The 15,269-nt window shown below is 54.4% G+C and carries 9 protein-coding genes; 8 read left to right on the top strand and 1 reads right to left on the bottom strand.

Going from position 1 to position 15,269, the window contains the following annotated elements; all coding sequences use genetic code 11:
* Positions 1 to 9: 9 nt before the first annotated feature.
* From KJS40_RS09235 to KJS40_RS09205, 7 genes are read left to right on the top strand one after another with little or no spacing between them, the layout of a single operon-like run.
* Positions 10 to 2,763, top strand: coding sequence for an endo alpha-1,4 polygalactosaminidase (locus KJS40_RS09235; protein ID WP_213537234.1), 2,754 nt, complete (start codon positions 10 to 12; stop codon positions 2,761 to 2,763).
* Complete coding sequence (locus KJS40_RS09230; RefSeq protein WP_213537233.1) at positions 2,753 to 5,467, top strand: tetratricopeptide repeat protein; 2,715 nt, start codon at positions 2,753 to 2,755, stop codon at positions 5,465 to 5,467. Before KJS40_RS09235 ends, KJS40_RS09230 begins: the two co-directional genes overlap by 11 nt.
* Positions 5,464 to 6,735, top strand: a complete 1,272-nt coding sequence (locus tag KJS40_RS09225; protein ID WP_213537232.1) for a protein PelD — start codon at positions 5,464 to 5,466, stop codon at positions 6,733 to 6,735. Before KJS40_RS09230 ends, KJS40_RS09225 begins: the two co-directional genes overlap by 4 nt.
* Positions 6,735 to 7,814 carry a protein PelE gene (locus KJS40_RS09220; RefSeq protein WP_213537231.1) on the top strand — a complete coding sequence of 360 codons (1,080 nt, stop codon included), beginning with the start codon at positions 6,735 to 6,737 and terminating at the stop codon, positions 7,812 to 7,814. Before KJS40_RS09225 ends, KJS40_RS09220 begins: the two co-directional genes overlap by 1 nt.
* Positions 7,811 to 9,397, top strand: a complete 1,587-nt coding sequence (gene pelF, locus KJS40_RS09215) for a GT4 family glycosyltransferase PelF (protein ID WP_213537230.1) — start codon at positions 7,811 to 7,813, stop codon at positions 9,395 to 9,397. The genes KJS40_RS09220 and pelF overlap by 4 nt, the downstream gene beginning before the upstream one ends.
* Positions 9,398 to 9,399: 2 nt before the next feature.
* Positions 9,400 to 10,770, top strand: a complete 1,371-nt coding sequence (pelG, locus tag KJS40_RS09210) for an exopolysaccharide Pel transporter PelG (protein WP_213537229.1) — start codon at positions 9,400 to 9,402, stop codon at positions 10,768 to 10,770.
* 60 nt (positions 10,771 to 10,830) lie between these two features.
* Entirely contained in the window at positions 10,831 to 12,276 is a 1,446-nt protein-coding gene (locus KJS40_RS09205; protein WP_213537228.1) for an MFS transporter, read from the top strand.
* A gap of 446 nt (positions 12,277 to 12,722) precedes the next feature.
* Here the strand turns inward: KJS40_RS09205 and KJS40_RS09200 are convergent, their stop codons facing one another.
* Positions 12,723 to 13,646, bottom strand: coding sequence for a Fic family protein (locus KJS40_RS09200; protein ID WP_213537227.1), 924 nt, complete (start codon positions 13,644 to 13,646; stop codon positions 12,723 to 12,725).
* A gap of 597 nt (positions 13,647 to 14,243) precedes the next feature.
* On the opposite strand from KJS40_RS09200, the gene KJS40_RS09195 reads away from it, so the two are divergent.
* On the top strand, positions 14,244 to 15,254 hold the full coding sequence (locus tag KJS40_RS09195; protein WP_213537226.1) for a glutathione S-transferase family protein: 1,011 nt from the start codon (positions 14,244 to 14,246) through the stop codon (positions 15,252 to 15,254).
* Positions 15,255 to 15,269: the final 15 nt, after the last annotated feature.

Below are 15,269 nucleotides of genomic sequence, written 5' to 3'. Positions count from 1 at the left end.
GGGACTTAAATGCTCAACAGCAAAATATTATCTTTCCGTTTATGCATCTGGCAGTTTTTTCTGCCGTTTCTGTTAATGACATCTGCGGTATTTGCTGATGTGCTCGAGCAGCGCGATATTGCGTTTTACTATGGCAGTCGGCCGCCCGTCGAGGATTTGCGCCACTTTGACCAAATTGTCGTACAACCGAGCCAGATTCTGCCGCATGAGAAAACAGCGTTGCTGAATCTGGATTCGCTGATATTTGCTTATGTTTCATTCGGCGAAATTGCACGCAATAGCGAGGACATGGAGCGCATCAAAACAAAATGGTCGATTGGCGTCAACCCGGCATGGAATAGCCTGGTGATGAACATGAACGATCCCGCTTGGCACGAATATTTGCTGGAGCACCATTTTGGCCGCCTGTGGCAGGATGGGTACCGCGCGTTTTTCCTCGATACCGTCGATAGCTATCTGATTGTGACGAGCGAAGGCAAGCAACGCGAGGAACAGGAAAAAGGACTGGTTGCGTTGCTTGCAGAGGTAAAGCGCCGCTTTCCCGGCTGTAAGCTGATCCTCAATCGGGGCTTTGAAGTACTGGACCGCGCCAGTCAATACGCGGACGGCATGGTGGCCGAATCTCTTTTTCACGGCTTTGATCCTGTGACGGGCAAACATGCACCCACCAAGGAAGAAAACCGGGAATGGCTTCTCAACCAGCTCAAGCGTGCGCAAAATGAATTTAACGTACCGATTACCGTGCTTGATTATGTCGAACCGGGCAATTGGGTCGAAGCCGAAAAAACGGCGCGTCAAATTGTCAAGCTCGGATTCATGCCATGGGTTGCCAATGGCGACCTGACTTGGCTGGGACAGGGTCGCCTGCGCCTGGCTCCGCGCAAATTACTCGCAGTCATTAACGGTACGCCCGCGCAACAGATGGATCATGAGCTATTCAAGCATGCAGCCATGCCCCTGGAATACCTTGGCCTGGCGCTGGATTATTGGTACGTCGATCAACTTCCTTTGCCCATCGAACCCCTCGTGGGCCGTTATGCCGGCGTCGTCGCATGGCTGGGCGAAGATGGCGCGGACGGTACGGGCCGTTATGAAAACGTGTGCGCCCGTTTGAAAATAGAAGTGGATGCCGGCTTGCCGGTGGTATTCATGGGTCATTTGCCGGCCGGTGTCGCCTGCCGCGATCTGATCGACTATCAGGGGGAGCTGCAACCCACCACCAGCATGCTCAAGCTCGGCGATGTCAACGAGCGCCTGGGCCGGCCGAGCGCAGCGCCGGTGGTCGGAAGCGGTACGCCCGGCGTTCGCGTTCGCGAACGTAACCAGGCGTGGTTGACGTTGAGCGACGGAGAACAGCTGTTTCATCCGGTCTCGGTCGGCGCATGGGGAGGATACGCATTACACCCTCATATTTTAACCGAGAACGCATCGGGCCGCCATGAATGGCTGCTGGACCCTTTTTCTTTTTTTCAGGCAGCATTGCGCCTGCCGGTACAGCCTGTGTTCGATATGACCACCGAAAATGGGCGCCGTCTCGGTATTATGGAAGTGCGCGGCGACCGTCTGTTTGCTAAAGACGAGTATGGCGTTGAAGCGATCGGCCGGCTTCGGGCATGGATCGAAAAAAACAGTGCGCCGGTAACGCTGGGTGTAATAGAAGCAGAAGTGAACAGTGAAGATCAGCGTAGCAAATTGCGGCAGTTGACTGCCATGCCGCAGGTTCGATTGGCAAGCCACACCTACAGCCATCCTTTTTATTGGGGCGTGTTTGAGGGGAAGACGGATGCCGATCAGCAGCCCTACCGCTATAGCGTGTTCATGGAAGGTTATGCGGCGGATATCACGCGCGAAACCGTGGGTACCATTCCCTTCCTGCAATCGATAGCGCCCAGTTCGCCGCTGTTGCTTATCTGGTCTGGCGATGGCAAGCCGGGACCCGCAGCCTTGGCAGCCGCAAAAAAAGAAAACCTGCCCAATTATGGCGGCGGCGGCCTGCGCTGGCAGAGCGGGTCGTTATCTTTCGCCGATCTTTCTCCGGCGCTGCGTCCGACCGAATGGGGTACGCAAGTGTTGACCCCATTGACCGCCGAGCCGTTATTCGCGCAACTCTGGTATGGGGAAGCGCTGAATTTTGGCAGGGTCAGCGATTGGAACCGGCAACTCGATCTTGGGCGCCGGTTGCGTGCTTCATCCATATCGATCAATGCTGATGCGCTATTACACGCGCGAGGGGCGGAGCTTCTGGATCAGTTGGCCGATGAGCAGCGTAAAGAGAGGGTGCTTGGCATCTGGGTTGATGAATACGTCCAGCGTGTCAGGGCTTTTCAAACAGCGAGCATTGCACACGATCTTGAAGGCGATTGGATGCTCTTTGGAGATGCGCTCAGGACGGTACGATTACCTGTCTCCGAAATAAAACCGGAAATCTCGGCTGATATTGTCGGGTATTCCGAACGAAATGTGGATCGCTATATTTATCTGGCGCGCAATTATGCCGTCCTCAGCCAGAGGCGCAGCAAGCGGGGTGCGAGCTCAGCCTTGCGGCTGATAGATGCCGGCGCGCCACTGAAATCCTGGCATGTCAATTCCGATGGTTCAGCTACCCTTTTGTTTGAAGCACGCGGAGAGTTGGCTGTCAGCGTGCCGATATCGTGCGCGTTGAGCATGGGTGGCAAGCCGTTGACCCCTCGCCGTGAAGGCCCGCATTCCATATATACGGTATCCGCGGACAACGCATCCGGGGAATTTCAGCTTGAGTGTTGAAACGCAGCGAGAATCCTTGCTAAACGCACCCGCGCTACTGTTCCTGAGCGCGGTATTGTTGATTGCCTTCTGGGTTTTGTTTCCCCGGCAGCCTGCATTCAGGGATCCGGCCAATCTATCGGCAAAAGACGCCTTGTCAGTGGCTTACCTTCGCGTTCTTGTCCAGTCGGATCCCGGGAACGCTCCATTACGCTTGTCGTTCGTCCAAGTGCTGACAGAGGCGGGCATGACTGACGAGGCTGTCCTTGCTATCGATCCTTTGCGAAACGCTCCGGAATCGAACCTGACTTATGAAATTCGCATGGCGGAGCTAAAACTGTCGCTGCAGCAGCTTTACCGGCATCCCGCCAAGGATGTCGAAGCGTCGTTGCGGTCCCGCACCGCTGAACTCATCCCTTTACTCTTACGCATTTCGCATAATGACGACGAACTGAACCAGGTGGTTGTATTGGCGGAGCAGTTTGGGGAACCCTCGGTATTGGCGGAAATCTTCGAGCAGTTGCCTGTCCGGCGAAATGAATCTGGCGAAAGGAAAGCGCGTTGGCTTGTTTTTGCCGCAAAGCAGCGCATAGCGGCCAATCAGCCCAGGTTGGCCGCACGCAATCTGTGCAAAGCGTTTGTGATTGAACGAATACCGGCGAAGAAAAAGGAAATTGCGAGATCCTGCTTGCGCGCCTATCTTCAGGCAGGTATCGATCGTGAGGCGTTGAAGGCCGCAGTGCAAGTGCTGAACGGCGGTACTTCCGGCCCTGACAATGTCAAGGGCGATGCGGAGCTTTTGTTGCTGGGTGCCAATATTGCCGAGCCGCTCGAGGATCGCGAACATGCATTGGCCTGGCTGAAAAAATCGAGCGAATTATTGCCGGGAGACCGCGCACTGGCCGAGCGTGTCATACGATTGCAAATTTCGATGGGTTTGTTGGATGAAAGTCTCTCCCGTGCGGCAGTGCTGCGATCATCCCTGGTAGTCGGCAGCGATCGCCACCGGTTGCTTGCCCATATTTATGACTGGAATGGGCGACCCGACGACGCGCTGGCTCTATGGTTGTCTTTCGCGCTTCGTAAGGCCGATAACGAGGCGGAGACGCGAGCATTTGCACTTGCGCAGGCGAAACCAGATTACGATGCGCTGGTAAAATTGCTCGAGGCTGTCATGTCGCGCCGCAGGCTTACCGCGGACGAAGCGGCGGCTTACGTCAAGGCCGGCCTCAGCATTGCGCAGCCTTCGCATGTGGAACAGCAATTGCGGCGGCATGCGGAGCGCTTTGATAATCCTCCGCCGACAATGAAAGCATTGGCGGATTTATTGATTCTCCAGGGCAAGCCTCGCGCGGCGCTCAAGGTGTATGAGGAAATGCCCGATACGCGAGATGGACAGCAACAATTGGCGCTGGCTCGGGTATATGAAGAAGCGGGGGAAACACAAAAAAGCTTCGATCTACTTCATGGAATCAAATCCCCTGATCCAGCGTATGCCGAAGCGTACTGGTTATTACTGGCTAGAGTCTCTACGCAGTTGGGCCAGGATACCCATGCAAGCAAAGCCTACGAAAAGGCGCTGGCGCTTCGGCCAAATGACGTGGAAATACTCGATCACCTGCAACGTCTGGCGGTACGCCATCGCGACGATAAAAAAAGCGAGCAACTTGCGCGTTATGGATGGGATCGGCTACGGCGTATAGAAGATTTGCAGCGACTCATGCGTTTTTCATGGAAGCGAAAAAATCTGGAAGAGCTCGATCATTGGCTCTCCCTGGCCGAATCACTTCCTTCAGTAGCGCAGGCACCGGATTACTGGTATTTCCGATCCATGCGGAAAATGGCAAGCGGAGAGCGAGACGCGGCGCGCCAGGCATTGCGGGAGCTTTTGCGGCTGCGAGGTCCTGACCCTGAAGTTACCGAGGCAATGATCTGGCTGCTATTGTCCGACAAAAAAGTTGATCAGGTATTGCTTGAGGCAATCGTTCAGCCGTACCGTAACCCATCCGGGAATCAATCGGTGGTAAACCCGCCTTTGACCGAAGCCCTGGCAGCGGCGGAGCAAACATTGGGCAAACCCGTTCAGGCAGCGGCGCGGTATTTGGGATCGTTGGAAACGAGGCCTCGGGATTTTTTGTGGACATTGATATTAGCCGATAATATGGAATGGGCGGATTGCCTCGCCAACGCAAACCAGGTCCGCTTCAGCACCTTGCAAATGTTCGCTTCACAGCGTTTCGCCCAAACCGCGGTGGAATATCCCCCACGCCTGGCCGAATACTTTCGCGGACTGAAAGATCCACTGGTGCAGTCCGGCAATGCGGATAACCTGGAAAAATGGCAATCGATGCGCGAGCGCTGGGGGTTTACAAAAACACTGGACAATGCTCGTTATTTTGCACTGCGGCGCGAGCGCGAGCGGCTGCAAACGCCAGCATGGGAGGCATTCGCCGATGCGGTGAAAAATAAGGATCATCCGGCGGTTTCTGCGCAATTATCCGCAATTTCCACTCATCTGGAGCAGCAGCCAGGCGGTCCTTCTTCCCCGAAAATATTGCCGTTATCCATAGATGATGTTGACCGGGCCAATCGATGGCTCGCCGGAGAAGCAGCGCCTAATCAAAGTTCTTTAAATACCGAATTGGAGGTATGTCGTGAAACCCTGGCAAAAATCCGTGAATTGCAGATGACACCCAGCCCGGATAAGGAGCCTGCCAAACCATGAAAAAACCTTGGCTGGAAGGCACTGAGGTCATCGATGTCAATACGCCCGTCTCGGCCTGGGGTGGCTGGTTCGAGACATTTGTACTGACCGCGATTGTGATCGCGGCGTCGTTCATTACCCAGCAGCATGATCCTTTCCGGCTGAATGGCGGGTTTCCATGGCCGCTTCTCGCTCCTTTGCTGGCGGGGTTACGGTATGGATTCGTCTATGGTTTTGTCAGTGCTTTGCTCATATTGGCAATATTAGGCGTGGCTATCAATCAGCAGTGGCAAATTGCGACCGGTTTTCCATTGCCATGGGCAATTGGCGTTGTAGTCGTTGCGATGGTGGCGGGAGAGTTTCGCGATATGTGGGGACGCCGGTTACACCGGTTGGAGGGTGCCTATCAATATCGCGCTGAACGTCTGGAGGAATTCACGCGCAGTTATCAGTTATTACGCCTGTCGCATGATCGCCTGGAGCAGACTGTCGCCAACAGCGGATTTTCGCTGCGTGAAGGCATCATGAACCTGCAATCAACGCTCGATGCCATTGATGGGCTGAGCCCATCCTCGTTACAGCGGCTTATCGAGTTCATAGCGGAATACGGTGCCCTGACGCAAGCATGTATAGTGGGGATAGCAGCGGACCGGATCGATACGGGCAGAATTCTGGCGTGTATCGGCGGAAATTTTTCGATAAATGGCGATGACTCCGTGGTGATGCGTGCGCTTGAGAGCGGCGAGCTGGCAGCGGTCAACCTGATAAACGAATACGCCATGGATCAGGACCAGTTATTGGCCGCTATTCCTCTGGCTGATTCAACCGGCGAAATTCACGCGCTGCTGGCGGTTAGATCCATGCCGTTCTTCGCTTTTCAGGAAAATAATTTAAGACTTATTGCGGTGCTTGTGGCGCATGGCGTCGACCATCTTCGTTTTGGCACAGCCAATTCTTCTGTCGGACGCTTCATTGCTTCGTTCGAGCGTGTGCATCAGGATTTTTCAAGATTCAAACTCGAGGCAACGCTCCTGCGGTTGTCTGGCGCACCCGGCGATATCCTGAACGTTTATGGGCAATTGCGGTCTTCGGTCCGCGCCATCGACCTGATGTGTGTGGCTCGAGATAGGGAAAAACCCGTCATCTGGCTTTTGCTGCCCTTGACCGATACCGTGAACGCGCGAGCATGGATGCAGCGGGCGGATGATATTCTTGCAAGCGTAACCAGCGAGCTGATAGCCATTAGCGACATCGATCCGCAAACGATTCGTTCTCTGGAGCCGCACTGATGTATCGGCTGCCCATGCGATGGGGGGTGTCAGCCGAGGTACTGGCTGGTTTGCTGCTCTGGTTGAGCGCAAGTGCCTGGATAGCGAATTGGGCAGCGAACTGGATAGTGCTGGCGGCGGTGTTATCCCACTCTGTTTCATCCTATTTTCTTGGCCGGGGTTTCTGGCAATTGCTGCCGCGCCGTTACAAGCTGCCCGCCAGAAGAAGCTTGAGTTTTCTGGTTGCCTTTATATGGATTTTACCGGTCCTCGGTGCGCTTGGTGTACTGTGGAGCATCACCAGCGCTTTACAACGTCCGCGCAGCCGTTCTTCCCACAATGTAAAGATTGTTGCGTTACCTGAACTGCCGTTTTCGCCCCCTGTCATTTTCCCGACACCGCCCTACAGCCAAGGCGCCTTGCGCCAGATTGTGCATTTTGCCGGACGGCCGTTGAAGCGGCTGAAGGCGGTGATGGCGACGCGGCATATGGCACCGCGCGAAGCCATGACCATCTGGTCGAAGGCGACCTGCGATCCCGTCGATGACGTACGATTGCTGGCTTACGCCATGAGAGACAGCAGCGAAAAAAAACTGACCGACCATATTTCGACCCTGGTTGAAGCATTGCCGGATGTTCCGGTGCGAATGCGCAATGCCTGCCATAAAGCGATTGCTGCTTTATGCTGGGAGCTGGTGTATCACCGTCTGGTACAAGGGGCCGTGAAACAGCATTGGCTGCAAACCGCACGGCACCATATGGAAGTTGTATTTGCCTCACCAGGCGATGCATCATCGCCTGGCGCACCAACTGTGCCGGATATTGCGGATAAACCTGGCGCATCCGTTATGTCCGATGCGGATAGCTGGCTTTTGTACGGGCGGATTCTGTTGGAATCGGGTGATCTCGCGCTCGCGGGGAAAGCGTTCGCCAACGCACGAGCCGGCGGAACGGATGAGCAGAAAATCCTGCCGTGGCTTGCCGAAATAGCCTTCAATGAGCGCAGATTCCCGGAAGTGAAGGTTTATTTATCGGCGCTGACGCGGCCCGGCGAGAGAGGGCACGAACTGGCTTTGGTAAGGGCGTGGTGGAACAAATGAATGACATTCGAGCCAAGGCAGCCGGGACGTCGGCAGGAGCAGGATTAGTGGCAGATCCGGTGGCCGATATTGCCCTGTTACTGGAGGGTACCTACCCATACGTTCGGGGTGGCGTATCCTCATGGGTACACCAGATCATCACCGGTTTGCCGGAAATCAAATTCGCCGTTATTTTTATCGGCGGCGAAAGGAAAATGTATGGTCCCGCGCAGTACCAATTCCCGCCCAACGTAACGCACGTTGAAACGCATTATTTGCTGCATCAGGATAAACCGCCTAAACCGAATGCGCGGAAAGGTGATCGCAGGGCTTTTTCGGAAATGGACGAGCTGCATGCGCACATGCGCCAGTCGTCGACAATGCCAGTCGAGAAAATGACAAAAGCGTTTTCCCGCCTGGGTTCCGCCGGTGGCATCAGCCACGAGGATTTTCTCTATAGCGAAGCTTCATGGGATTACATCACCCGGCAGTACCGCGAGCGCTGCACGGAACCCTCGTTTGTTGCCTATTTCTGGGCGATACGCGCCATGCACGCGCCTCTGTTCGTACTGGCGGATATTGCGGCCGGGCTGCCGCCCGTGCGCGCCGTACACGCCATCTCGACAGGGTATGCGGGATTGCTGGGTGCGATGATTCGCCTGCGCCGCAATATTCCCTTCGTGCTGACGGAACACGGTATCTATACAAAGGAACGGAAAATCGATTTGGCGCAAGCCACATGGATTCAGGATCACAATGACGACGTATGTAACACCCTGCATGATGAAATGGGATATATCCGCGGCCTCTGGATACGATTTTATGAACAGATCGGCCGCATGGCCTACGCGCAAGCATCGCCCATCGTCAGCCTGTACGAAGGCAATCGTCTGAGGCAGATTGCGGATGGGGCGGCGGCGGAAAAAACGCTCGTCATTACCAACGGGATCGATCTGCAGCGCTACCGGGTTGCGTTTGAAAAACGGCCTGAAAAAATTCCGCCGGTGCTGGGATTGATCGGGCGTGTGGTGCCCATCAAGGACATCAAGACATTTATTCGGACATTGCGCATGCTGGTCAATGAGCGGCCCGATGCGGAAGGATGGATTGCCGGCCCGGAAGATGAAGACCCATCCTATGTGAATGAGTGCAAAGAACTGGCATCGAGCCTCGGTTTACAAAATCACATCAGGTTCATGGGTTTTCAAAACGTACTTGAAATTCTTCCGCAGTTGGGTCTGATGGTATTGACCTCAATCAGTGAAGCGTTGCCCCTGGTCGTGCTGGAGGCGTTCGCCAGTGGTGTTCCGTGTATCGCCACCGATGTAGGTTCATGCCGCGAGCTTATTGAGGGAAACAGCGAGGAAGACCGTGCGCTCGGTGCGGCGGGAAGCGTGGTTTTCATCGCCGACCCCGAGGGAACGGCGAAAGCGGCGCTCGAACTGCTCAATGACACCGCCAGATGGCACGCGGCGCAACAGGCTGGGCTTGAGCGCGTGAAGCGCTATTATGACGACAAGCTGATGTTCTCATCCTATCGGAATCTTTATGTGAAAGCATTGGATTCCGTGACGGATTCAGCTAAAACTGTGAAAGTGGCTTGAATATGGCCAGTATCGGTTTTGAAATTCGCAAAATGCTGGAGCGCGACAGCTATTGGTCGGTATTGCGCGCTTACGGCTATGCGGGTTTGGTCAGCGGCGGCCCGTGGGTATTATCTATTCTGAGTATCATGATGATCGGCGTCCTTGCCGTCGCGCTGGGGGTTGCCCAACGGGAAGTCAATGCCTTCCAGATCTGCGTAACCTACCTCATGGCGACTTCATTAATCTGGACCGGCGGCATGCAGTTGATGTTTACGCGCTTTGTCGCGGATCGGGCTTATGCGAGCGCCCAGGCTGAGGTGCTACCTAACTTGTTTGGTGTCCTTACGATTACCATGGGTGGGGGCTTCCTGTGGGCTGCGCCTGCCATTTTCTGGTTTTTTACCGGACCATTTTTCCAGAATTTATTATTGCTGAGCAATTTTGTTGTGCTGAGCGGCGCGTGGATCACGCTTATTTTTCTATCGGGAATGAAGGCCTATCGCCGCATAGTCTGGACATTGGGAAAAGGTTATTTGCTCGGCATCGCCGTAGCGCTTGCGGCGTCACCCTGGGAACTGAATGGGCTATTGCTGGGCGTGCTGACCGGCCATGCCTATTTGTTGTTTTCATTCCTGCGCCACATTGTCCGCGAATATCCCGGGAGCACGCTGCTCAAGTTTGATTTTCTCAACCAACGCAGGAGTTTCTATAGTTTATTTGCTGTCGGTACCCTTTATTATCTGGCGGTCTGGGTCGACAAATTCATATTCTGGTTTGTGCCGCATACTTCCGAGGCAGTCATCGGTCCCTTGCGTGCTTCCATCATTTACGATCTCCCCATTTTTCTGGCCTATCTGTTCATTCTACCCGGCATGGCCGTATTTCTGGTGAGCATGGAGGCTGATTTCGCACAACAGCATGAGCGTTTTTACCGCGCAGTCCGTGAAGGCGATACGCTTATGCATATTGAATATAGGCGGGACCGGATGGTGTACGCTGCCCGGCAGGGAATCTACGAGATCTTCAAAGTGCAGGGCCTGACGGTCGTGTTGTGCCTGCTATGGGGCAGGGAGTTGCTGCACGCGGTGGGCATTTCCCCGCTATATATACATTTGTTCTACATCGATGTCGTTGCAGTCAGTGTGCAGGTGCTGTTGATGGCGATACTCAACGTGCTGTTCTATCTCGACGCCCGCCGCGAGGTCCTGATTATCACCGCATGTTTCTTTATTACGAACCTGCTGTTCACCTTTGCCACATTGCACCTCGGCGCGGAAACTTTCGGTTATGGATTTGCCGCCTCGGTAACACTGTCTGCGTTTCTCAGCCTCTTTATCCTTTCGCATAAATTCAACCGCCTGGAGTATGAAACATTCATGTTGCAGAATTAACATGATTACCAGCGGTGAAGAATTGAACGGGAAGCTGTTGATTGGCGGGAAACGGCTTTCTTGAAGTTAGAAACAGTCGACGTCGCGCAGGAGGTACGGAAGGCAAGGCTTGACTTCGATTACGGCCGGGAATCCGTGCCGGAGCAAAAATCGATTGAAGCTTTCCCCAACTGTACCTGCCTGATAGCGTTCATCCGACACGCAGTGCGAACCGTGTCATATCCTGCCAGAGCTGGTTTTGGCAAACCGTTACCGTCCATCAGAATAACAGCCTCCATGCCCATAACGCCGCGCGAGACTGCCGCCCATCCCTCGACCAAGGGAGAAATACCGCTTACCGGGTCCCTCACGGCGCTCTTCGCGACGTCGGTAGGGGTCGTCGTCACTAATCTCTATGCTCCGCAGACCTTGATCGACCTGATCGGTCCATCGCTTGGTCTCGCCGATGCAAGCGGCGGGTTCGTCTCTATGGCAACCTTGCTCGGCTACGCCGTTGGTCTCTTCCTTTTGGTTCCGCTGGCCGATCTTCTGGAAAATCGCAAGCTGATCGTCCGGATGCTCAGATGCGCGGCGATAAGCGCGATTGCAGCTGCCTTCGCTCCAAGCGCGGCTTTATTGTTGGCGATTCTTTTCATTCTTGGGGCTGCGTGTTCTGCTATCCACATTCTGGTTCCCGTCGCCGCGTCAATGGTGCCGCCGGAGCTGCGCGGCCGCGTCATCGGGGACGTCATGGGTGGGCTGATGATCGGCATTGTACTGTCGAGGCCGCTTGCGAGCGTCATCACCGATGCCTTTGGATGGCGCGCTTTTTACGGTGTGAGCGCTTTCGCCCTGGTGATGCTCACGTTCACGCTTGCTGCGCGTCTACCCGAGCGTCGGCCGACGACACGCTCGACTTATCCAATGCTAATCGTCTCGCTTTTGCATCTATTGTGCGCGGAGCCTGTGCTGCGGCGCCGAGCGCTCACGGCGGGCTTGACCATGGCCGCATTCAGCCTATTCTGGACTGCTGTCGCACTCAGGCTGATGCAACCGCCGTTTGAACTCGACCAAGGTGAAATCGCTTTGTTCGCGCTCGTCGGCGCGGTCGGCGCCGCGGCGACGCCGCTTGTCGGACGAGCGGGCGATCTCGGCTGGACGCAATCGGGAATGATCGCATCCCATCTCCTGATAGTGGTGGCCTTCGCGCTTGCGGGATGGGCCGGATCGTCGCATGTCGAGCCGCCGCTCCAGTCCCTTCTTCTCATGGGTGCAGGTGCGGTTTTGCTCGATATCGGCGTCGTCGGTGACCACAACCTCGGCCGCCGGGTCATCAATCTTCTCCAGCCGGAGGCACTCGGCCGGCTCAACGGCCTTTTCGTAGGTCTCTTCTTCCTCGGCGGAGCGGCCGGCGCAGCCACTGCGGGAGTCGCCTGGGCTTGGGGCGGATGGATAGCGGTTTGCCTTATCGGCGCCGCGTGCGGAATCGCCGCCTTGCTTGTCGATTGGACCAGCGAGGCCATATGAGCGAGCTTTCTTACGCCCCACGGGGTTGGATCAAGTTGGAATTATCTTACCTCTCAACACATCAGAATCAGACATTGCGCTGTTGTCGTCTTCATGGATAGCGAATGTGCCCAGCTGTTTGCGTGCCTTCGTCGGCTTACGCTGCGCTAATCCGACCCAGGAGGCTGTGCTTGAAGTAGGTCGGGCTGCGCCCGACGCCAGTTTACGATCGTTGGGCATAGCCCGACCTACCTCAGGCACCAGTTTATGATCGTCGGGCATAGCCCGACCTACTTCACTTCACGATATTGATACCTTTCTATTGTTGCGCTACCAAAACTCAATCCCCCAGATTCCATTAGAATTATTTCTAATGGAAGTCCTGGTTAATCTGGTTTACCTCAGTCATCCACGCCATCGGATTCTCGGCAGTATGCGAACTGCGGTGCGTGATACTCAATGATGAATTAAATCACTTCATTTTTCTGTTGTGCGAAACCCGGCCATAGTTTGTTTTCCTTATCCAGTATCAGCAATTCCTTCTTTCTCAAGTCTGAGAGATCTCGCTGTTTCGTTTTCTCGCTGCGCTTCACGTACAGGGCAACATACCATGGAGCGGCGCGTATGGCGTCAAGCCTTGTTGGTCCATTTTTCAGCACCTGGGAGGCAATGGCATATTGGCGAATGTTGATCTCCTTGTTATCAGACATCTTTTTCAGCATGTTTTCAAATAATAAAATCTTGATGATCAGATTTGTTCGCTCATGCAGTCTTTTAATGGTCTCCAGCATTCCCTCGAGGTGAAACATGACAAAATCGAGGTTCGGGTTTTCCGCGCTGCGTTTGGCCTTTAATCTGCAAGTATTGAGCAGCCTGAAATACTGCTGGATTTCAGAGAGGTAAAACCTTGCTAGTGCAAAAGGAGCGTATTTGTAATCCGCCGCAAGCAAAATAGTAGCCTCTACCACTCTGCCTACCCGTCCATTGCCATCCCAGAACGGATGAATAAGTTCGAAGTAGTAGTGAAATAAAGGTGCTCTAATCAGTGCAGGAATCTGCTGTCTTTGTAGTTCCGTGTGCCAATCCACCAGCGCAGCAAGCAAGCGGGCAACGTCACGGCCAAATTGAGGCGGTTTGTAGCTCCCGCCAGTTGCCGCTCCACCCACTCGGGTGACAACGTTCTTCGGGTTGTCGCGCAATTGCCCAGGCTGGTTACGTTCTTCAACGCTGGTTAGCCCATCAGTTATTAGCGCATGAAGCTGGCGAATAAACGCCACTGTGGGTCGCCACTTGGAATCTGCTGCTGCCTCATGTGAAAAATCATAAGCTTTTTTTATGTTTCCGACACGGCGAGCCTCTTCTTCCTTGAGTTTCGCGGGATCTTCTTCCAATACCTGAGCAGTTTCCTGTTCTGTCAGTAGCCCGCCTTCTATCGTGTTCGTTCCATAAATACCGGATACCAGGATTTCCTTCTCAAGCTGGTTCGCCACTTGCGATAGGGGGGAATTCCGAAAGAAGCCATGCACATCCTCGACGCGTAAAAGCATAGGCCCTATCTTCGACAAATCTACCCCAAGCTCAAAGATAAACGGCCCAAAACGGTCAGTTTCCACCCGAAGGCGGTAATTCGGAGGAAGTATCATTATTGTCCAGAAAAATGTCTAGATTAATTCAGAACAAATCTATTTAATCACAAGAGGTTATTTTTATCAATTGAATAAAATCGTAAGGATAATGTCCTTGAGGATAGCCAAAATTTTTCTGGCTTTAGCGCTGGGCTTGGCGCAATTTTTCACGAAAGCCTCGTTTGCAGCGGTTCGTATAGCGCAAGTTATACATGAGAGATACGAGGTAAGAGATTGACCTTGTCGCAGCGTACATTCGGTGGACATCGACGTACTGCCGGCTGCTCTTCCAACCCTTCGTAAACCATCCTCTCTTACGTTACACTGCTAGCCATCAAGTCAGCGAAATGGAGGAGGTACAAGATGGGTTTGCTCATCAAAGGCAAATGGGTAGACGAATGGTACGATACCGAATCGACGGGCGGCAGCTTTGTCCGCACGGATGCCCAGTTTCGCAACTGGATCACGCCGGATGGTAGTCCCGGGCAGAGCGGTGAGGGCGGATTTCCCGCCGAGGCGGGTCGCTACCACCTCTATATTTCGCTGGCCTGTCCTTGGGCGCATCGCACACTGATTTTTCGCGCGCTGAAAGGTTTGGGTGACGCGATAAGCATCTCCATAGTCAATTTCTACATGGGCGATCACGGCTGGACGTTCGAGCAGGCTCCCGGCGTGGTGCCTGATTCGGTCAGCAATACGCACTATCTTTATGAAGTCTATCTGCGCGCCGATCCGGAATATAGCGGCAGGGTGACCGTGCCGGTGCTGTGGGATTTGCAGCGGAACACCATCGTCAACAACGAATCAGGCGAGATTATCCGTATGCTGAATTCTGCCTTCGATGGCGTTGGTGCCACGAGAGAAGATTTTGCGCCGGCTGCGCTGCTCCCGCAAATCGACGAGATTAACGCCCGCGTCTATCACGATGTCAACAATGGGGTTTATAAGGCAGGCTTTGCCACCGATCAGCAGGTCTACGAGAATGCCGTCGGGGTTTTATTCGAGTGCCTGGACGACCTCGATCAGCGTCTGTCACATCAGTGCTATCTTGTGGGTGGTCGTCTCACCGAAGCCGACTGGCGGCTCTTCACCACGCTGGTTCGCTTCGATTCGGTCTACCATGGCCACTTTAAATGTAATCTCAGGCGCCTGTCAGATTATCCGAATCTCTGGGGTTTCACCCGCGAGCTATACCAGTTGCCCAACATTGCAGAGACGGTGAACATGCAGCACATCAAGGCGCACTATTACCGCAGCCATCCAACTATCAATCCCAACGGTATTGTGCCGGCTGGGCCGATCCTGGACTTTGATCAGCCTCACGATCGCGCACGTCTGCCTGACTCTGATCGGAGCTTGAGCAGTCTGGATTAGCGCCGCGTGATCCGG

This window comes from Nitrosospira sp. NRS527 (assembly GCF_018406445.1).
Taxonomy (GTDB): Bacteria; Pseudomonadota; Gammaproteobacteria; order Burkholderiales; family Nitrosomonadaceae; genus Nitrosospira; species Nitrosospira briensis.
Note: the sequence above shows the minus strand (reverse complement) of the source record. Positions and strands in the feature narration are given on the sequence as shown.